This is a genomic window from Nocardia transvalensis NBRC 15921 (genome assembly GCF_000308875.1).
Classification (GTDB): domain Bacteria; phylum Actinomycetota; class Actinomycetes; order Mycobacteriales; family Mycobacteriaceae; genus Nocardia; species Nocardia transvalensis.
Window position 1 is genome coordinate 1 of the sequence record NZ_BAGL01000015.1, and the last position, 20037, is coordinate 20037.

18 protein-coding genes and 1 pseudogene are annotated in these 20037 nt (G+C 69.7%); 12 read left to right on the forward strand and 7 right to left on the reverse strand.

All coding sequences use genetic code 11. From position 1 onward, the window contains the following. Together ON41_RS06495 and ON41_RS06500 are read left to right on the forward strand one after the other, a co-directional pair. Positions 1–298 (forward strand): TetR family transcriptional regulator C-terminal domain-containing protein (locus tag ON41_RS06495; protein WP_040746027.1); only part of this gene is annotated, 298 nt, incomplete at its 5' end. A gap of 45 nt (positions 299–343) precedes the next feature. Continuing rightward, the gene (locus tag ON41_RS06500; RefSeq protein ID WP_051161047.1) at positions 344–1177 is read left to right on the forward strand and encodes an aldose epimerase family protein; all 834 of its coding nucleotides are present in this window, start codon (positions 344–346) and stop codon (positions 1175–1177) included. Here the strand turns inward: ON41_RS06500 and ON41_RS06505 are convergent, their stop codons facing one another. Continuing rightward, complete coding sequence (locus ON41_RS06505) at positions 1178–1363, reverse strand: hypothetical protein (RefSeq protein WP_040746028.1); 186 nt, start codon at positions 1361–1363, stop codon at positions 1178–1180. A gap of 187 nt (positions 1364–1550) precedes the next feature. Between ON41_RS06505 and ON41_RS06510 the strand changes: the two genes are divergently transcribed. The 3 genes from ON41_RS06510 to ON41_RS06520 all read left to right on the forward strand — a co-directional run bounded on the left by ON41_RS06510 (position 1551) and on the right by ON41_RS06520 (position 5046). Continuing rightward, a complete protein-coding gene (locus ON41_RS06510) occupies positions 1551–2528 on the forward strand; it encodes an AraC family transcriptional regulator (protein WP_063709843.1) in 978 nt (325 codons plus the stop codon). 275 nt (positions 2529–2803) lie between these two features. Next, positions 2804–4507, forward strand: coding sequence for an FUSC family protein (locus tag ON41_RS43360; protein ID WP_218003369.1), 1704 nt, complete (start codon positions 2804–2806; stop codon positions 4505–4507). A gap of 29 nt (positions 4508–4536) precedes the next feature. Further along, complete coding sequence (locus ON41_RS06520; protein WP_040746032.1) at positions 4537–5046, forward strand: MarR family winged helix-turn-helix transcriptional regulator; 510 nt, start codon at positions 4537–4539, stop codon at positions 5044–5046. Positions 5047–5112: 66 nt separating this feature from the next. Here the strand turns inward: ON41_RS06520 and ON41_RS06525 are convergent, their stop codons facing one another. The 6 genes from ON41_RS06525 to ON41_RS06545 form a co-directional block, all read right to left on the reverse strand. Then, entirely contained in the window at positions 5113–6279 is a 1167-nt protein-coding gene (locus tag ON41_RS06525) for a glycosyltransferase family 4 protein (protein WP_083905181.1), read from the reverse strand. Between the two features lie 427 nt (positions 6280–6706). Next, on the reverse strand, positions 6707–6922 hold the full coding sequence (locus ON41_RS41395) for a hypothetical protein (protein WP_157185385.1): 216 nt from the start codon (positions 6920–6922) through the stop codon (positions 6707–6709). Between the two features lie 102 nt (positions 6923–7024). Continuing rightward, positions 7025–7984 (reverse strand): non-homologous end-joining DNA ligase, encoded by a 960-nt coding sequence (gene ligD, locus ON41_RS06530; RefSeq protein WP_040746033.1) that lies wholly within the window; start codon positions 7982–7984, stop codon positions 7025–7027. A gap of 54 nt (positions 7985–8038) precedes the next feature. Continuing rightward, positions 8039–9505 (reverse strand): sodium:solute symporter family protein, encoded by a 1467-nt coding sequence (locus ON41_RS06535; RefSeq protein ID WP_040746034.1) that lies wholly within the window; start codon positions 9503–9505, stop codon positions 8039–8041. Next, positions 9502–9870: a DUF3311 domain-containing protein gene (locus ON41_RS38820; RefSeq protein ID WP_051161050.1), complete on the reverse strand. Its 369-nt coding sequence runs from the start codon at positions 9868–9870 to the stop codon at positions 9502–9504. Before ON41_RS38820 ends, ON41_RS06535 begins: the two co-directional genes overlap by 4 nt. 91 nt (positions 9871–9961) lie before the next feature. Continuing rightward, entirely contained in the window at positions 9962–11407 is a 1446-nt protein-coding gene (locus ON41_RS06545; protein WP_040746035.1) for a neutral zinc metallopeptidase, read from the reverse strand. Positions 11408–11519: 112 nt separating this feature from the next. Between ON41_RS06545 and ON41_RS06550 the strand changes: the two genes are divergently transcribed. The 7 genes and pseudogenes from ON41_RS06550 to ON41_RS06580 all read left to right on the forward strand — a co-directional run. Then, the gene (locus ON41_RS06550) at positions 11520–14213 is read left to right on the forward strand and encodes an FHA domain-containing protein (RefSeq protein WP_040746036.1); all 2694 of its coding nucleotides are present in this window, start codon (positions 11520–11522) and stop codon (positions 14211–14213) included. 154 nt (positions 14214–14367) lie between these two features. Next, positions 14368–16176 carry a hypothetical protein gene (locus ON41_RS42915; protein ID WP_373281323.1) on the forward strand — a complete coding sequence of 603 codons (1809 nt, stop codon included), beginning with the start codon at positions 14368–14370 and terminating at the stop codon, positions 16174–16176. A 187-nt stretch (positions 16177–16363) separates the two neighbouring features. Further along, a complete protein-coding gene (gene rplM / locus ON41_RS06560; RefSeq protein WP_040746037.1) occupies positions 16364–16807 on the forward strand; it encodes a 50S ribosomal protein L13 in 444 nt (147 codons plus the stop codon). Further along, positions 16804–17313, forward strand: coding sequence for a 30S ribosomal protein S9 (gene rpsI / locus ON41_RS06565; protein WP_040746038.1), 510 nt, complete (start codon positions 16804–16806; stop codon positions 17311–17313). The genes rplM and rpsI overlap by 4 nt, the downstream gene beginning before the upstream one ends. 304 nt (positions 17314–17617) lie before the next feature. Next, on the forward strand, positions 17618–18985 hold the full coding sequence (gene glmM / locus ON41_RS06570; RefSeq protein ID WP_040746053.1) for a phosphoglucosamine mutase: 1368 nt from the start codon (positions 17618–17620) through the stop codon (positions 18983–18985). A gap of 163 nt (positions 18986–19148) precedes the next feature. Then, positions 19149–19472: a hypothetical protein gene (locus ON41_RS06575; protein ID WP_040746040.1), complete on the forward strand. Its 324-nt coding sequence runs from the start codon at positions 19149–19151 to the stop codon at positions 19470–19472. Then, positions 19469–20037, forward strand: a pseudogene (locus ON41_RS06580) (hypothetical protein); the annotation flags it as partial. The gene ON41_RS06575 and the pseudogene ON41_RS06580, both read left to right, overlap by 4 nt.

Below are 20037 nucleotides of genomic sequence, written 5' to 3' on the forward strand. Positions count from 1 at the left end.
ACCAGACAGCGGCGACCGGCTGGCCCGCGTCTGGCTCGCGCTGGCGGCCCGCGCCGCCCACGACCCGGAGATCGCCGCACTCCACCGCGGCCAATGGCAGCGCACCGAGGACATCCTCGCCCGCACCCTCGCCGCCGTGAACCCCGCCCGCGCCGACGCCGCCCCCGACGCCGCCGCCGAACTCCTCGGCATGCTCGACGGCCTGACGATCGCCATCCTCACCGAACCCGACCGCATGCCCCCCGCCCGCGCCACCCGCATCGCCCGCACCTGGACCACCGCCTGGACCACAGCCTGACGCGTGGTGGGTGAGGGGTGGGGTGGCCTGTGCGATGCTGGGGGAATGGGCGGGCCTGGTGTGGCCGGTGGTGAGGAGGCGAGGGTGGTCGGCGAGGAATTGGAGATGGTCGCCGGGGGCGCGCGGATGGTGGTCGACTCCGGCACCGGGCGGGTCGGGGGGCTTCGGGTCGACGGGCTGGAGGTGCTGCGCAGGGGGGAGCGGTTCGGCAGTTTTCCGATGGCGCCCTGGTGCGGGCGGATGCGGGACGGGGTGCTGGCGTGGGGCGGCCGGACCTATCAATTGCCGCGCAACGCGGAACCGCATGCCATTCACGGCACCGTGCGCGATCGGCCGTGGGAGGTCGTGCGGCACGATGCCGCGGAGGTCGTCATCGCCCGCGAACTCGGTGATCCCTGGCCCTTCGCGGGGCGGGTCACGCAGACGTTCGCGCTGACCGGAGACTCGGCGTCCTTCCGCATGACTGTCGAATCGGCCGCGGAATCCTTTCCCGCACAGGCCGGTTGGCATCCGTGGTTCGAACGCCGCCTGCACGCCGGCGGGAAGCCCGTCGAGATCGGCTTCGCGCCGGCGTGGCAGGAGGAACGGGGCGAGGACTACCTGCCCGACGGCAATCGCATCGCCCCGCTGCCGGGCCCGTGGGACGACTGCTTCGGCATGCCCGACGGCGTGGATGTCACGCTCACCTGGCCGGAAGCATTCGAACTGACCATCACGAGCCCGGCACGCTGGGTGGTGGTCTACGACCTCCCGCCCGAGACCGTCTGCGTCGAACCGCAGTCCGGTCCGCCGAACGGCCTGAACACCCAGCCACAGGCCGTCACCCCCGACGCGCCGCTGACCGCCGAGATGTCGTGGCGGTGGCGCACGCTCGGCTGATCAGAAGCGGCTCATCGCGCGGGAGGAGTCGGGCACCAGGTGTCCGGCGTCGACCAGGGTGCGCACCGCGGCACGTCTGCGCGGGCACTCCTCCGTGCGGCAGGTCAGATGCATCTGCATGATGGCGTGGGCCTTCTGGGGCGTCAGCTGGAGGGGCTCGATCCAGCAGGTACTGAACATGTCCACGTCGGTTGCCTCTTTCTGAACCGCCGGCGCCGGAGTGTCGGGTGTGTTGCGCCGTGCGAACGAGGTTATTCAGTCGTTCTCTTCGAAAGAATGTGACTGCGGGACGGAATGTTGGTAATTTCGGACAGTGGTTTCGTTTGGTGGATCGCCCGGCGTGCTACCTCACAGCGGCGTCAGCGTGCGGATGATGGTCAGTGTCGGACAGGCGCACGGCCTGGACGAAACAATGTTATTGACTGGGACAGGAATAGCCCCGGCCGATCTGGACGACGATAATGCCCAAATCTGGCCGGATCAGGAATTCGGCGTCGCCCGGAATCTGCTCGGCCGGCTCGGCGACGTTCCGGGTCTGGGTGTGCAGACGGCCCGGCACGCCACCATCGGCAAGGGCGGCATGGTGGGTCTCGCGGCCCTGGTCAGCCCCACGATCGGCGACGTTCTCTCGATCACCATCCGCTACCAGGACCTGGTGTCCGTCGCGGCGCGCTATTCGCTGGAGGACCTGGGAGACGAGGTCGCGATCGTGGTCGACGGCTCCCGGATCCCCGAGGACGTGCGGGCCTTCTTCGTCGAGCGCGAGGTGGCCTTCGTCTTCATGGCGGGCGAACTGCTCGACGTCGAGATCCCGGTGCACGCCGTGGAGATGGAGATCCCCGGCGAGCGCGGCGAGGACCTGTCGCTGATCACCCCGTTCGACCGGTATCCGATCACCTTCGGCGGCTCCCGCAACCGCGTTGTCCTGCCCCGATCCTTCCTGGAACACCCCATGCCGCAATCGGATTCGCGGACGGCGTCGGCGCTGGAACGGCAGTGCCGGGAGGCGCTGCGGCAACTGCTCGGATCGGGCTGGCGGCTGACGGCCAAGGTGCGCGAGCGGCTGCTGAACGATCCGGACCGGATGCCGTCGATGGTGGAGGTGGCCGCGGAGTTGCACGTCACCGTGCGCACCCTGCGGCGACGGCTGGCCGACGAGGGCGCCACGTTCCGCGGCCTGCTCAACAACGTGCGGGAGATCAAGGCGGCCGAGTTGCTGCGAACGTCGGCGACGGTGGAGGATGTGGCGCGCCGTCTGGGTTACGCGGAAACCGCGAACTTCACCCACGCGTTCACGCGGTGGCGAGGTATGTCACCGCGGGCCTACCGGCAATCGGAACTACGTAAGTAGATTTAGGCATATTCGCGGAACGATGCCGTGCAAAATTAGGCAATATCAGTCGACTGATAGTTGAACACAAAATGGTCTCGCCTCCGCAATTCCGCGGTCAATTCTTGTGATTGCGCACAGGTGTTGCCGGTGGTGTCTTGTGGATTGCGGGCGTTCGATGCCGGTCGGTCGCTAAGTGTCTGATTTGCCGTAATTCCGCAGAAATGATCGACCCGCGTGTGTGGCGAGCGTCTCGGTAGATATTTTCCTAGTAAAACATCTGTTAACCTTCTGGGGTGACTCCCTCCGACCCTCGGCGACCCGGCGCGGCCGTGCGCGCGTACCGCGGCGTGCGCGACGCGCTGCCGCTGCGCGGGACGTTCGGGCTGCGGCCGGTGGCCGACACCTGGCGGTGGTCGGCGCTGAGCGCGCTCGTCGCGATCGGGGCGCCGGAGGTGGTACTGCTCGCCGTCGGCCGTCTGGACCTGGCCTTCTACACCTGCGCGGGCGGGTTGTGCGCGGTGTACGGGCACGGTCTGCCGTATGCGGCGCGGGCGCGCGCCCTGGCCTGGGTGGTGTTCGGCATGGTCGCGGGCTCGGGCGTGGCGCTCGCGACGGCGGCGCTCACCGGTTCGGCATTCGTGCGGGTCGCGGTGATCGCTCTGCTCGCCGGGGTGTTCAAGGTGGTGTGCGACGCGTCGCGAATCGGCCCGCCCGGCAACATCATCCTCACCTTCGTCACCGCCACGGGCGCCTTCCTGCCCACCCGCCTCGCCGACCTGCCCTGGCACCTCACGCTGGTCCTGCTGGGCGGCGTCCTGGCGTGGTCGGTCTGCCTGGCGCCCGCCCTGTTCCGCCCGCACGGCCCCGAACGCCGAGCGGTTGCCCGAGCCCTGGAATCGACCGCCCGCCTGCTTCGGCTCTCTTCGGAGGCCCCACCCCGCGCCCGCTACGAAGCGGCCGCCGCCATCCACTCCGCCTGGCACACCCTGAGCCTCGTCCGGTCCTCCCGCACCACCGAACTCGCGGCACTGGCTCACCTCGTCACCCGCGCGGAGACGCTGGCCGCACGGGCAGAACAGCAGGGGGTGTCTGAGGAGCCGTCGGCGGCAAGTGCGGAACAGCGGGCGCAGCTGGATCAGACAGTTCGGCTCGACGGGTGGGCACGGGAGCTTCGGAGCGGGCGTGCCGTGCCGCGGGTGGAGATCGCGGCCGACGAGGCGGCGGAGATCCGGGGACTGGGCGTGGAGCGGGCCGTCGATCGCGGGGAGAGCGGGTTCCGGCGGGTGATGCGGGCTTTCGAGCCGTCCTCGCCGTACTTTCCGATCGGGGTGCGGCTCACCGCGGGCAGTGCGGCGGCGGGCTGGGCCTCGATGGCGCTGGGGGTGGACCGGCCCTACTGGGCGGTGGTGACCGCGGCGGCGGTGTACGTCGCCAATACCGCGCTGTCGTGGCAGCGGGCGGTGCAGCGCGTCCTCGGTAATCTCGGCGGCGTGCTGCTGTTCACCGCGCTCGCGCCGATGCTGCGCAGTGCCGCCGTGCTGATCGCGGTCGCGCTCGCCTGCCAGCTGGTGGTCGAGGCGACCGTCTCCCGCAACTACGGGCTCGCCACACTCTTCGTGACCCCGATGGCGCTGATGATGAGCGAATTCGCGCAACGCCATCCGACCCGCGAACTGGTTCTCGACCGCTGGCTCGACACCTGCGTCGGGGCGGTGGTCGGCATGCTGGTCTGCTTCGCCGTCCCCAATCGGAGGGTGTCCGGCCGCGTCGACGCGGCCCTGCGCGGACTCGATGACGCCATCGCCCGCACCCCGCGCGACCGGACCGTCGCGCGTGAGCGGCTGGCGACGGCATTGATCGAGGTGCGGGAATCGGCCGACACCGCGGCGGGGGAGTGGTGGAGCGCCCCACTGCCGCAGGAGCGAATCGTCGACGCCGAGCGCGCCGGGCACCGTCTGCTGGCCGAACTGTCCGCCCGCCCGGTGGTCGCGCGATGACGGCCCCCGGCGGACAGTCTCCGTCGCGGATGCCGTCGGAGGACGCCGTCGCGGGCGTGCTCCGTCAGTGGGCGAGCGTGCACCCGGACCTCGATACCGAACCGGTGGCGGTCATCGGCCGCATCAATCGCTGTGCGGCACTGCTGCATCAGGTGACCGACGCACCCCTGGGCCGCGCGGGCCTGACCCGGCCGGAATTCGACATCCTCTCCGCGCTGCGCAGACTCGACGCGGAGGTGACCCCGGGCCGGCTCGCCCGCGAGACCTTCGCCTCCCCGGCTGCTGTCACCAAACGCGTTCGCGGACTGGGGGATCGGGGCCTGGTCACGCGGCGCATCGACGACCGGGACCGGCGCGTCGCGCATCTCGCGCTCACCGAAGCGGGCCGGGATCTGGTGGACGGCCTACTGCCGCAACAACTTTCCTACGAACGCGCCCTGCTGTCCGGACTGCCCGCCGATGCCCGCGCGGATCTGGCGGCGATCCTCGGCGATCTGCTGCTGATGCTCGAGGGACGGCTCGGCGGCCTGGAACACTGAGGCGCCCGGGCCGGTGGTCCGGTCCGGGCGCGGGGCGATTACTCAGTAGCTCAGTGCTTTTCGGGCTCAGCCGTTACTGGCAACCGACAGGGTACGGCCGCGCTGGCGACCCGGAGCGAGCGCCGGGATCCGCGGCAGTTCGGCGGAATCGAGCGCGGCGTAGTACACCGCCTCGTACCCGGCGCCGAGATGTTCGGTCGAAAAGCGTTCCACGACACGGCGCCGGCACGCGGCGGGGTCGAGACGATGCACTTCGGCGATCGCGGCGGGCAGCTGATCCGGCTCGTCGCAGATGAATCCGGTGACGCCGTCCTCGACGACCTCCTCGACCGCGCCGCCGCGCAGCGCCACCACCGGCGTACCGCATGCCATGGCCTCGATCATGACGATTCCGAAGGGTTCTTCCCAGCGAATCGGGAACAGCAAACACTTCGCCTGAGAAAGCAGCAGCTTCTTGGCAACCGAATCCGCCTCGCCGAATACGAGATCGCGATCCTTCAGCAGCGGCCGCACCGCACGTTCGAAATAAGCTTTCTCCGGAGGCTCGTTCATTTTCGCCGCGAGCACCAGCGGAATATTCGCGTCGTGTGCCGCCTCCAGTGCCAGATCCGGTCCCTTGTACGGGGCGTAGCGACCGAGGAACAGTGCGAAATCCTGTTTCTCGGCCTGGAACGGGAACTCGTTGGGCCGGATCGAGTTGTACACGCGCCCAAGCCAGTTCAGCTCGGTCGCCAGACTGCGCTGACGATCGCTGATCGCCACCAGATGCGCGGTATCGTCGAGCGCCCGGTAGTACTCGCCCGGATCGCCGTCGACCGGGCCGTGCACCGTCACCACGGTCGGAATGCCGAGAGCCTTGTACATCGGTGCGTTGAGCGGTCCGGCAAAGGTGTGGTCGTGCACGATATCGATACGGTCGTTCTGCGCGATCTCGGTGATGACGCGCCTGACCTTGAGCGCATTCAGGACCTCCGGATACGGCTCACCGAGCCGATCGGAGAGAATGTCGTCCCACACCGGCACGAAATCCGCCTTGGTCCCCGGGCGTCCCGCGCCGAGCAGGGTGACCCGGTGCCCGCAGTCGACCAGTGCGTCCGCGAGCTGTGCGACCACGGCCTCGACGCCGCCGTACCCGGCCGGCGGCACCTCGAAGTACGGCGGTGCGACCATCACGATGTGCAGCGGCGCACCGGATCCGCGGAGCTCGTCGAGAATCGAATCGGTGCCGGACAGGGTACTGCTCATGGTGCTTCCTCCTCGATGGTGTGGAGATGTGACCGAGTCGTTCGCTGCCTCGGGCACGCGGCTCAGAAATGCCGCGGACCCCAGATACTGATGACATCCGGGACCGTGACCGGCGTGCACACTTCGCACGAATCGAGCTTTTTCCGGTGTCAATCCCACGGGTTCCGATCCGCAGTCGGCATACTGAGCCAGCCAGAGGCCGGTATCGGCGGCCGACGGCGACTGCATCGTTTCCCTCACGGTAGGTGCTGCAGGCTTCGAGTTTCCTCAGAATTCACCGCACTGCCCTCCAGTCGACGGGATTCATTCATATTTCGAACACCCGGAATCACCGGCCGTTGGTCAACGGTCGGAATTCACGAATTCAACCATTCTTGCGAGAGATTCAGCGTGACCTCACAGCGGAGTAGCGGCGCTACGTAACGAAATTGTGCGCCGTACCCGATGTAAGAATAGCCGGTTCGAAACGGGATTCACCCACAATGTCGAAGTTGTCGGGATCGCCGTCTACCGGTACAGGTGTGATGCGTTGCGTGTCCCCGTCGATCTGTACTCGACGGTAGGCAATATCGAACATGCTGCGCTCCTCATGGTTGCGCTCCGCCAGCTCTGGCGGGCGATGCTCGCGCACGCTATGGCAATTACCCAGTAAATTGTCAGACAAACCGTAACGCAAGTTTTTATTGGTCCGTAATACATACTGGTCGCCGGATAAGTTCGGCTCCCGCCCCGGTCACGACTCGGCGGCGCGGCGGGCGCGGGCGCGGCGCTTGCCCTCGTGCATGGCCTGGACGCGCGCGATCGGGATGGTATGCCCCTCCTCGACGAGATCCGCCGGAAGCGTCTGGGGCGCGGGCATCTCCAGCACCCACGGATCGCGGTCGCCGAGTGCCTCCGCGGCCGTTCGCAGGGTGAAGTCGCCCGGGTGCACGCCGTCGAGATCGGACCACGAGAGCGGGAACGACACGGGCGTCCCCGGCCGCACGCGCGGGCTGTAGGCCGCGACGACCGTCGCCCCGCCCGCTCGGGTCGAATCGAGGAATACCTTGCCGCCCCGGTCCTCTCGGATGAACGCGGTGGTGGCGAGGGCGGGGTCGAGCCGCTCCGCGCGGGCGGCGACGGCGCGGGTGGCCGCGGCGGCGTCCTCGATCGCGGTGCCCGGCACGACCGGGACGAAGACGTGCAGGCCCTTGGCGCCGCTGGTCTTCACCGCACCGGCCAGGCCGTCGGCGCGCAGCGCCTCCCGGATCAGTTCGGCGGCGCGCACAGCCTGCCGGAAGTGCTCTCCGGGCGGCGGATCCAGGTCGAGGACCAGATGGGTCGGCCCGGCGGTATGGTCGGCGAGCAGCAGGGTCGGGTGGTATTCGATGGCGCGCTGATTGCCGAACCACAGCAGCGTGCGGACGTCGTCGCACAGGGCGTAGGTGACCTCGCGCCGGGAACTCTCCGCCCACACCGTCACCCGGGCCACCCAGTCCGGCGTGTATTTGGGCAGGTTCTTCTGCATGAAGGGCTCCTGGCCCGGCCGGATGCGCACCACCGACAGCGGCCGGTCGCGCAGGCCGCCCACCAGGCGGTCGCCCACGAACTCCAGGTAGTCGATCAGGTCGCGCTTCGTGGCTCCCGCGCCGTCGAACAGCGGCTTGTCGAGATTGGTCAGCGCCACGCCCTGGCGGGTCTCTTCGCCGCTCATCGCCCCACAATGCCCCGCCCCGCCGACCCGGTCAACAAGCGAACCGGGTAATGCTCAGCGTTCCGCCGCCAACACGGGGGAGCGCCCGCGCGTACTGCCCGTCGCGAACGAGACGGCCGCGGCCACGGCGAGATTGGCGAGCAGGGCGATGAGCCCGCCGTTGAGTCCGTACAGCGGGTCGCGGCCCAGGGCGTGCAGGATCAGGACGATCGCGGTGCCGGTCAGGAGCCCGGCGGCGGCGCCGGCCGCGGTCAGCCGCCGCCAGTACAGCCCGACCAGGACGGCGGGCAGCAGTTGCGCGATGCCCTCGTACGACAGCACCGACAGGTTCACCAGCGCCTTCGGGTAGATCAGTGCGCCCGCGAGCGCCAGCGCGCCGACGACCAGGCAGATCAGCTGCGACCGGGCGCGCTGCCCGCGATCGGAGGCCGCGCGCGTGCCGTGCAGGCCGCCGCCGAGAATGGTGCGCCCCCACAGGGTTCCGATCGAGACCAGGAACACGCTCATCGGCACGATCGCCGACAGCGCCCCGGCGATCCCGATCATCGCCACCACCGCGGGCGGCAGCGAGTCGGTGACCAGCTTGAACAGGGCGAGATCGGGATTCGCCAGGGACGGCACCACGAACAACGCGGCCGCGCCGATCGCCATGGGCACGACCAGCAGCAGCTGGTACCACGGCAGCAGCATCGAATTGCGCCGCAGCGGCGTCGGCCCGGTCGCCGACAGATACCCGGCGACGGTGGTCGGGAAGATACAGATGGTCGCCACATTGAGCAGGATCGTGGAGACGAACCAGCCGGCGCCGAATGTGCCGCCGCCCGCGCCGGGAAAGGTCAGCCACTCGGGCTTCTCGGCGACCAGGCGATCCAGCAGTTCGCCGGGGCCGTCGAAATAGTGCCAGGGCACGTAGATCGCGAGGAACAGCACCGACAGCACCGCGAGCCCGTCCTTGAACACGCTCACCCAGGCCGAGCCGCGCAGCCCGGACGCGAGGATGAACGCCTCGGCCACGACGAACGACACCACCGCGGCGACCTTCAGATCCACCGCGCCGTAGGACATGGCGTTCACGACCACGCCCATCCCCTGGATCTGCAACTGCACGTAGGGAATCAGGAAGACGGTACAGATGACGGCGACCGCGATGCCCAGCCACCGCGATCCGAATCGATGCTCCGCGATATCGGCGATCGACATCAGCCGGTGGCGCGCGCAGTAGGTCCAGATCAGCGGGGCGACGAAGTAGGCCACCACCAGCCCGGTGCTCAGATACGCGATCAGGTAGAAGATCGGGACGCCGTATTTATAGGACCACCCCGCGGCACCGAGGAACGAGAAGCTCGTATACGACTCGCCCGCCATCAGCAGCAGCACGAACAGCGTGCCCAGCCCGCGCCCCGACACCGACCACTCCGACATAGACCGTTCCCGCCCGCGCCCGGACCACACGCCGATCACGACCGCCGCGACCATGGCGATACCGAACAGCGTGACCGCGATCGTCGCGTCGGCGGTCACGGGCGGTCCTCCGGATCTTCGTCGGCGGGAACGGATTCGGCACCTTCGTCCCCTGGTACGAATTCGGCTGCCCCGTCTGCCGGGATGAACTGCGCTGCCCCGTCCGCCGGGACGAATTCGGCTGCCCCGCTTCTGTAGGCGGGGTCGAAGCGGGCGACCAGGGCGACGATCGGACCGGTCACCACCGTCACCGCGAGCAGGTAGCAGATCAGGAACGGAACCCCGAGAATCCGCGGCTCGATCCGGTTGGCCACGAAGGGCGCCAGGCAATAGAGCAGCCCCGGCAGCACCAGCAACCACAGCACGGGCCCGCGCCGCCGCAGCGGGAACGAGCGCTCGGGCACCTCCGGCGTCGGCTCAGCCACGCTCTCGCCTCCCAGGGGGTCGGAAGATCAACAACTACACCTTCGCCCATATCCCCGCCGCGGTCGACCGCGCACGCCGCGCGCATCGTTCTCAGGAGTAGCGGGACTCGCAGGTCTGCTGGGTGCCGAGGACGCCGGCGCGGAACGCGTCCACCCGGGAGAAGCCGCTGGGGACGGTGTTGCCCTCCACGTCGCTGGCGGCGAGGCCGTCGCTGAGCAGGCCCGAGACCGCCTTGTCGAGATCGCCGGGGGACAGGGCGATATCGCCCGTCGCCGGGGTGCGGCCCGGATCCGCGAGGCGGGCGGTGATCACCCCCGACAGACAGGCCGCGCGCAGCCCCGTCTTCGCGCCGGTCAGCGCCTGGCGGGCATTGTTCTGCACCGCGAGCGCGTAGCGGGAGACGAACACCACGTAGGCGTTGTAATCACCGCCCACGTGCGTCGGGAAACCGTCCTGTTCGGCGGTGTCGGCGGCCCCGCGCTCGGCCAGCGCGGGGACGTCGGTGCCGATCGTATTGGTCGCCGGACAGTAGGTGACCGGGACGGTGTCGGCCCCGTTGCGGCAGTTCAGCTGCGCGCCGTGAAAGTCGTAGGCCGGTTCGTGGGGGACCGGCATGATCGCCGCCATCGCCTTGCTCAACTCGATCAGGTTCTTCTTGGTGATGTCCAGCTCGCCGTGGTTGGCGTCGTCGGTGAACGTCTGCGGCAGGTTCTTGCGGCGGCTGTTGACGTCCTTCATATCGATCGCCTTGCAGCCCTTGGGCCCGTCGGTGAAACCGATCTGCACGGCGGTCACCCGCTCGAACGCCGAACCGTGCACGGCCTCCGGATCCTCCGGATTGGCGTCGCGGATCGCCACCGTCGCCGCCAGCACATTGTTCAGGCCGTCGGAGGTGTTGATCGTGAAGTGCGGCGAATTGCCCTCGGCCACATGGCGCATGAACGCACCGGCGAAACAGTCGGCCTGCTGCTCCTTGACGATCACCGGATCCTTGGAACCCACGATGCGGGACATGGTCTGGACGGCGTGGCCATATTCGTGCGCCAGGACCATGACCACCGCCATCTTCCCGAAGCTGTCCTGCATCATCGGCAGCAGTACGCCGCGATCCCAGCCGACCGAGTTGTCCAGCCGGCAGTAGGCGGCGTTCACCAGGTGGTAGGTGCTCTCCTTGCAGAACTGGCTCTCCTGCGTTTTCGGGGCCTTCGCACTCCACGAGTAGAGCTTGGTGACGGGAGCGAACTCGCCCTCGAACTCGTTGTGATACTCGTGTTGCCAATACGTCTGGATGTCGTCGATGGCGTTGAGCGCCAGCTTGTCGACGTCGCCGTGGTCGCCGCCGACCGCGGACATGGGGGTGTCGGGGACGCCCGCGCGCGGTCCGCTGGGCCCCCCGGTGGTGGGTAGTCCGGCCACCTTGAACGGATCGTCGTAGATCGACACCGCCCGGCCGTCGGTCGACAACGTGCAGCCGGTGAGCAGCGTCGCCGCCAGTGCCAGGACGGTCAGGGCCGTGATCACCCGGCTCTTCGCCACATCGACTCCCTCCCCGGGCCGTTCACGTTCTCGATCTCGGACGCGGGTACAGAGTAATAGAGGGCAGCTTCGGGCCTCACCGATGTCCGGGTCATCGAATAGGATCCGGGCCATGTCATCACCGGGGGCGCAGAAGATCACCGTGCGCCATGAGGGAACCGATCGGGTCTTCGACAGTCAGCAGCAGATCACCATGGGCCGCGCGCCGGAGGTGACGCTGTTCGTCGACAGTCCGCTGGTTTCCCGTGTGCACGCGAAACTCAGTTGGCAGGGTAATACCTGGATACTCAGCGACAATGGAAGTACGAACGGTGTGTTCGTGGACGCGCAGCGGCTGACCCGGCCGGTGTCGATCGAGCGTCCGACGCTGGTTCGCCTGGGGGATGCGATCACCGGCCCGCTCCTCCATCTGGTGCCCGAGAACGCCCGCCCGGTGCCGCCCCCGCACCGCCCCACCCCGCCCCGCGGCCAGACACCCCCCGAGGGCCACCGGCAGCAGTCACCCCCCGAGGGGCATCGGCAGCAGTCAGCCCCGGATGGCTACCGCCAGCAGCCGTCTCAGGAAGGCCAGCGGCAGCAGCCGGGTCCGGACGGTCACCGGCAGCAGTCCCCTCAGGGCCACCAGCCGCCTCCCGGCCGCCGCCCGCCGTCGCCCCCGCAGCGTCCCCAGGCTCCCTCGCGCCCGCCGCAGGGCCGCGGGACGCCCCCGCAGTCCCCGCCGCATCGTCCGCAGCGGCCGAATTCGCAACCGCAGCAACCGGTCGCGGCGGCGCCCAATGTCAACATGACCACCAAGGCCGACACCTCGGCGCTGCCGCCGGTGCGCGCCCGCGCCTCCACCGCGCCGGTCGCCCGCGCCGACCGGATCCCGCCGGGCGGCCTGAGCATCGGCCGTACCAGCGACAACCAGATCGTCGTCAACGATCCGCTGGCCTCGCGCCGCCACGCCCGCCTGCTGAAGGACCGCGAGGGTCTGGCGCTCGAGGATCTCGGCTCGGCCAACGGCACCTTCGTCAACGGCCGCCGCGAGCAGCGGGTGGTGTTGCGCGAGCGCGACATCGTCACCATCGGCAACGTCGACTTCGTGGTGCAGGAGGGCACCCTCAAGCACCGCAAGAAGCCGGTCACCGAACAGGGCCTGCACGTGCACGGCGTCGGCTTCACCGTCGAGGGCAACAAGCAGCTGCTGATCGACGTCAACATGCAGGCCGGCCGCGGCACGCTGACCGCGCTCATCGGTCCGTCCGGTGCGGGCAAGTCCACGCTGTCGAAGCTCATCGCGGGCACCACGCACCCGTCCGCGGGCGTGGTCACCTTCGAGGGCCGCAACCTGCACGCCGAATACGAGGCCATGCGCAGCCGAATCGGCATGGTCCCGCAGGACGACGTGCTGCACCGCCAGCTCACCGTCCGGCAGGCCCTCGGCTTCGCCGCCGAACTGCGCCTGCCGCCCGACTCCAGCAAGGCCGACCGCCAGCAGGTGATCGACGGTGTGCTGAAGGAACTCTCGCTCACCGAGCACGCCGACACCCGCGTCGACAAGCTCTCCGGCGGTCAGCGCAAGCGCGCCTCGGTCGCCCTCGAACTGCTGACCGGTCCGGCGCTGCTGCTGCTCGACGAGCCCACCTCGGGTCTGGACCCGGCCCTGGACCGCCAGGTCATGACCATGCTGCGGGAGCTGGCCGACGCCGGTCGCACCGTCATCGTCGTCACGCACTCGGTGGCCTGCCTGGACATGTGCGATCAGGTGCTGCTGCTGGCGCCCGGCGGTAAGACCGCCTTCTGCGGGCATCCCGGCACCGTCGGCGACTACCTCGGCACCAACGACTGGGCCGATATCTTCGCGCGGGTCGCGGCCGATCCGGACGGGGCGTTCGCCAACTACCGGTCTCGTCAGGCCGCCGTCGCGCCGCCGCCCCCACCGGCAGCACCGCGCGGTGTCACGGGCCAGCCACCGAAATCCAGTGGTACCAAACAGTTCTCGACCCTGTTCCGGCGTCAGGTGCGGCTGATCCTCGCCGACCGCGGGTATCTGGCGTTCCTGGTCGTGCTGCCGTTCGTCCTCGGCGTGCTGTCGCTGGTGGTGCCGGGTAAGAACGGATTCGCACCCGGCGTGCCCGTTCCGCTGCCGGACGGTTCCTTCGTCCTCGACGGCGGCGGCGAGACCCAGCAGCTCTTGGTGGTGCTCATCCTCGGCGCCTGCTTCATGGGCTCCACCCTGACCGTGCGCGATCTGGTCGGCGAGCGGCCCATCTTCTATCGCGAGCGCGCGGTCGGCCTGCTGCCGTCGGCCTATCTGCTGGCGAAGGTCGCCGTCTTCGGCATCGCCGCGCTGCTGCAGGCGGCCGTGCTGGTGGGGATCGTGCTGGCCGGGAAGAACGCCCCCGGCAAGGGTGCGCTGATCCCGCCGGGCGGCGTCGAGCTGTATGTCGATCTGGCCGTCACGTCGGTGGCGTGTGTCGTCATCGGCCTGCTGCTGTCCACGATCGCGAAGTCCAACGAGCAGGTGATGCCGCTGCTGGTCGTCATGATCATGTGCCAGCTGGTGATGGCGGGCGGCATGATCCCGGTGACCGACCGCATCGTGCTCGAGCAGCTGTCGTACCTGTTCCCGTCGCGCTGGGGTTTCGCGTCCGGCGCCGCGACGGTCGACCTGCGCTACCTGTTCGCCAACGCCCAGCCCGACGCGCTGTGGCAGCACAAGTCCGGTTTCTGGCTGCTGGACATCGCCATGCTGGTGGTGATCACGACGGTGCTGTCGCTGCTGACGTGGTGGCGGCTGCGCTTGAAGAAGACATCGGCATGAGCGGTCAGCGCCGGAGGCGGCAGCGGAGCGTAACCACGCAGGCGCCCGCTCATGCTGCGAGAAGACACAGCATGAGACGAGGAATTCACAGGTCGGCGCGGGTTATCGGCCCTGCCCCGCGCGTGTCGTGGACACAGCAGGCACACTTATGCGTGTGACGGCTCGAGTTGGGGCAGTACATCTCGGCTGGGATGTGGTGTCCGTGGCCGCAGGCGGCGGTGGCACACCGATCCGCCCGGTCCAGGTGGAAGGAACATATACGCCGCCCGCGTACCTGCTGGCGGACGCGTCGGGCCGCCTGCACACGGCAGGCGCCGAGCGGCAGCGTCCCGACCTGGGTATCGCCATCTCCGATGTGCGGGATGTGCTCGGCCATCGGCAGATTCGCATCGCGGGGGCGACCTGGCCGGTGGAGCTGGTGTTCCGCGCCCGCATGTACAACCCGATGGCCGCGATCGGCAAGCACGTGCGCGGCAAGCCCGAGGTCGTCGCGCTGCCGTACCCCGACGACTGGCCCGACGAGAAGATCGACGAGTACTGCCGTCTCGTCGAGATGCTGGACGTGAGCACGGAGCCACTACCCGAATCGGTCGCGCTGTCGGGATATGTGCGCGCGCTGGGCCTGGTCGGCGGGCCGGGACCGCACGGTCCGGCCGGAGCCACCGGCGTGTACTCCGACGGCCGGGTGTGCCTGGTGGTCGCCGTGCACGGCGACGACGAGCAGCCCACCGAATCGGTCGGCGTCCCGATCTCGCCCGAGGCCATGCGCGACGCCATGTCCGCCGACAATGTGGTCATCGAGGTGATGGCCGCCGCCCGGTCCATCGGCGCCGACACGTCGACGGTGCTGCTGACCGGCAACGTCTGCTTCAACGACGCGCTGCGCCTGGCGTTCCAGAACCATCTGGGCCACCGGCTGCGCGTCGCCGACCATCCGATGCACGCGCTGGCGCTCGGCGCCGCGCACCTGCTGGTCACCGACAGCGAGTACGCCGACGAGGACCCCTATCCGGAGCCCGCCCGCCCGGCCCCGCCGCCGGAACCCCGTCCGTCCGATCCGGCGGCCACCCGCCCCCCGAATCCCGGTGCGGGACATCATCCCGGCCAGAGACAGCCACCCGGCCCCGGCGGCCACCGCGGTTCCGCCGAGGCGGGACCGTCCGGCTCCGGCCGGCCGGCCGCGGGCGGGGGACACGGGGTGGACCCGGGGAATTCCGGGCCGAGTTCGGCGCACCGGCCGGGCTCGGCGCCCGGCACATCCCCGACGTCGTCGGCCACTCCCACGATGGCGAGCGAGGAGGGCGGCAGGCACAGCCTCCGCACGCCCGTACCGTCCGATCCGGTGCGCCACGCGGGCGGCCGCCCGGTCGATCAGGGACCGCGGCACGCGGCTCGCGAGATCGGCGAGGAGCCGACCACCCGCGTCGTCCCCGAGCACCCCCGCGCCGAGCCGGGCAGCCGCTTCACCCGCCCGCCCAGCTCACCGGCCGACGATCAGATGACCGTGGCCATAGGCCGCCCGGACCAGCCCGACCCGGGCGCACGAGGAGCGCACGCGGCCCCCGACGCGGACCACCAGCACGACGACGAACACCACGGCAAGCTCTGGCACAAGGTGAAGGACAACCTGTTCGGAGCCCCGACGATCGCGGGCGCGGTCGCCCTGGCCGCGATGGCGCTGTCCCCGGACGGCGCCACCACCCCGGCCGCGCGCCCGGCCGCCGAGGTCGTCACCGCGGTGGACGCGCAGCACTCTCTCGATGCGGCGACCTCCGGTGTGTTCCCGGTCGCCCGCGTGCGCGACGCGGGCCCGGCCTGCGCGCTGACACCGCATTCGATCGTGCCGAGGCCCGACAGCGCCCGGGATCGCGACGATTGCCCGCACCTGGGTATCGACAACCTCCACTACCTGGTTCCGGCCCCGCGCGGCACGATCGATCCCGGCCCGCCGATCCACATCTGAGCAGGGGCGATGCGGGCGGGCGGGCGATTTCTCCGCCCGCCCGGCCTGCTGGTATCGTTGTCCGCTGGCGTGCGGTACGTCGCGTTGTTCGCGTCGTACCACGGGTCCCCGGGTCTCTACCGGCCGCCGGGACCGCCCGACCGCTCGCCTGGGCCGGCAGAACACCGACGACAGACAGGGAAGCACTGTGCCTACGTACAGCCCGAAGGCGGGTGACGTGACCCGCAAGTGGTACGTCATCGACGCCACTGACGTAGTGCTCGGCCGCCTTGCCGTGCAGGCAGCGAATCTGCTGCGTGGCAAGACCAAGCCGACCTACGCCCCGAACGTCGATGGTGGCGATTTCGTCATCATCATCAACGCGGACAAGATCGCGATCGCCGGCAACAAGGCCGATCGCAAGTTCATCCACACCCACTCCGGCTACCCGGGCGGTCTCAAGACCCGGTCTGTCCGTCAGGTGATGGAGACCCGCCCCGATCGCGTCGTGGAGCGTGCCATCAAGGGCATGATCCCGAAGAACAAGCTGGGCAACCAGATTGCTCGCAAGCTGAAGGTCTACGCAGGCCCGTCGCACCCGCACGCGGCCCAGCAGCCCGTTCCGTTCGAGATCAAGCAGGTGGCCCAGTGACAGCTCCCGAGGAATTCACCGAAGAGTACGTCGAGGAAGCGGCCGCCGAGGTCGTCGAGGACGGCGCCGGTTACGAGGAGGCCGAGACCTTCGAGGCCGCCGTCGCCCCGTCGCTGATCGACCGCCCGGTGCAGACCGTCGGCCGCCGCAAGGAAGCCGTCGTCCGCGTCCGGCTGACCCCGGGTTCCGGCAACTTCGTGCTCAACGGCCGCACCATCGAGGACTACTTCCCGAACAAGGTGCACCAGCAGCTGGTGAAGTCCCCGCTGGTCACCGTCGAGCGCACCGAGAGCTTCGACGTGCACGCCCGCCTGGTCGGCGGCGGCCCGTCGGGTCAGGCCGGCGCCCTGCGGCTGGCCATCGCCCGCGCGCTGATCGAGGTCACCCCGGACGACCGCCCCGCCCTGAAGCGGGCCGGCTTCCTGACCCGTGACCCCCGCGCCACCGAGCGTAAGAAGTACGGCCTCAAGAAGGCCCGCAAGGCTCCGCAGTACTCGAAGCGCTGAGTCGACAGCGTGCGATCGTCCCCACCCGGCACCGTTCCGGTGCCGGGTGGGGTACGGTCTGCACGGTTCCTGTACGAGAGCAGGCGCCCACCCCGGGCGCCTGCTCTCGTGCTGTATCCACCCGCGGCATTCGTAATCGGCCACGCACTCGGGCAGCGTGCGTGACGATGGAGATCCCGCGGCGCGCAATCGGTCCCGCGGGCAGCCGCGGTCGGAGCCCGGCGACGGCACTCCGCGCGACCACGACGACGTGGGCGGGACGGTCGCACCGGCACACCGCAATCAGACACTGAGGGGCGAGGGAATGGGACGTTTGTTCGGCACCGACGGAGTGCGGGGGCTTGCCAACGATTCGCTGAGCCCGGAACTGGCGCTGCGTGTTTCGGCCGCGGCGGCACAGGTTCTCGGCCGCGGGAAGAAGCGGGCGGTGGCGGTGGTGGGCCGCGATCCGCGGGCCAGCGGCGAGATGCTGGAGGCCGCGGTGACCGCGGGCCTGACCTCCGCCGGGGTGGACGTGCTGTCGGTCGGCGTGCTGCCGACGCCCGCTGTCGCCTATCTGACCGCGGCCTATGACGCGTGCCTGGGCGTGATGATCTCCGCCTCGCACAATCCGATGCCGGACAACGGGATCAAGATCTTCGCCGCAGGCGGGCACAAGCTCGACGACGCCGTGGAGGACCGCATCGAGGAATTGGTGCGGGAGCGGTCGTTCGTGCGGCCGACCGGCGCCGGCATCGGGCGGGTGCTGAGCCAGTCCGGGCTCGACGGCCACGTCGACGACCGCTACAGCCTGCACGGAACGCATGAGCGCTACGTCGAGCACCTGGTCGAGGCCACCGGCCGCGATCTGAGCGGGCTCACCGTGGTGGTGGACTGCGCGCACGGCGCGGCCTCCGATGTCGGCCCGGCCGCCTACCGGGAGGCCGGGGCGCGGGTCATCGCGATCAACGCCGAGCCGAACGGCCTCAACATCAACGACCGCTGCGGCTCCACGCATCTCGATCGGGTCCAGCAGGCGGTGCGCGAACACGGCGCCGATCTCGGCCTGGCCCACGACGGCGACGCCGACCGCTGCCTGGCCGTCGACGCCGCGGGCGCGGTGGTCGACGGCGACGCGATCATGGCCATCCTCGCGCTGGCCATGTACGAGGCCGGCGACCTCGCCCACAACACCTTGGTCGCGACCGTCATGAGCAATCTCGGCCTGCACATCGCGCTGCGCAACGCGGGAATCACGGTGCGCACCACCGCGGTCGGCGACCGGTACGTGCTGGAGGAGCTGCGCCGCGGCGGATACACCCTCGGCGGCGAACAGTCGGGCCACGTGGTCTTCCCGACGTTCGGCACCACCGGCGACGGCGTACTGACCGGCCTGCGGCTGATGGCCCGCATGGCACAGACCGGCCGCACGCTCGGCGACCTCGCGAATATCGTGCAGACCGTCCCGCAGGTCCTGATCAACGTGCCGGTCTCGGACCGGACCGCGGTCGCCGCGGCCCCCGAGATCCGGGACGCGGTCACCGAGGCCGAGCGCATCCTCGGCGAGTCCGGGCGAGTACTGCTGCGTCCCAGCGGAACCGAGCAGCTCGTGCGGGTCATGGTGGAGGCGACCGACGCCGACCGGGCCCGGCAGCTCGCCGATGATCTTGCCAAGCGCGTCGCCGCCATCTGAGGGAATCCCCGAAAGGGTGCGTGAGCTGCGGTGAGGCGCTAATCTCGACGGGACATCCCCTAGCGTCGGCGGGATCGGGGCGCGCGCCCGGGTGCCGCAACGTATGGTGGATGGCGAATCATGATGCGACAGCGAAAGCTTGGGTTTTCCGTGAGGGGGAACAGTGGACACGCTGAAGCTGGATCCGGCGGCAATGGCCGCCTACACCGCCATCGCGGACACCGTCTCGCAGCAACTCGCCTCGGCCGCCACGGTCGCCGAGGGCGCCGTGAATCACGACAAACTGGCTGCTGATCTGGGCATGCTGGGAGCCGAGTTCGCGGCGCGGTTCACCGCGGCGGTCTCCGAACACGCGCAGGCCCTGTCGACCGCGGGCCAGCTGGTCTCCGCATACGGCCAGGTGCTGCGCGGATTCGACGGCTCGGTCCAGGGTGGTGACGCCGACGCCGCGGCGGCCATCGCGAAGACGGGGGAGGCGCTGGCATGAGGCGTCTGCGCAACCGGCCGACCGAACCCACCGCCCCGGCGTCGACCACCACCTCCGCCGGCGATCCCCCGATCGTGGCCCGGCTGGTGGAACCGCTGCTGGCGCTGCGCGCCTCGCTCGGCACCGGCGCGTCCGTCCCCGACGCCACGATCGCGTCCGCGCTGTCCGCCGCGTCCGCCCGCGCCGCGGAGACCGAGACCCCGCACCGCGACGGCCTGCACGCCATCGAATCCACCATGGCCGGCAAGACCTCCGACGCCGCGGTCCCCGCCATGCGCACCACGCAGACCCAGATCGGTGACATCTCCGATCGCGGCCCGGCCTATCTGGCGGTGCTGTCGGACGCCCAGTCCACCAGCTCGCGTGCCGCGAAGAAGGTGGACCAGATCATCGCCGACTTCCGCAGCGACGCGAAGGTCATCCTGAACAACGCCAACTCGTCCCCCGACACCGACGCCGTGATCACGCGCGCCACCCAGGCCCTGCGCGACGCCATCGGCACGGTCACCGCGGCGCGCACCGAGATGGACGACCACACCCGCCGCCTCGACTCGATGGACCCGCT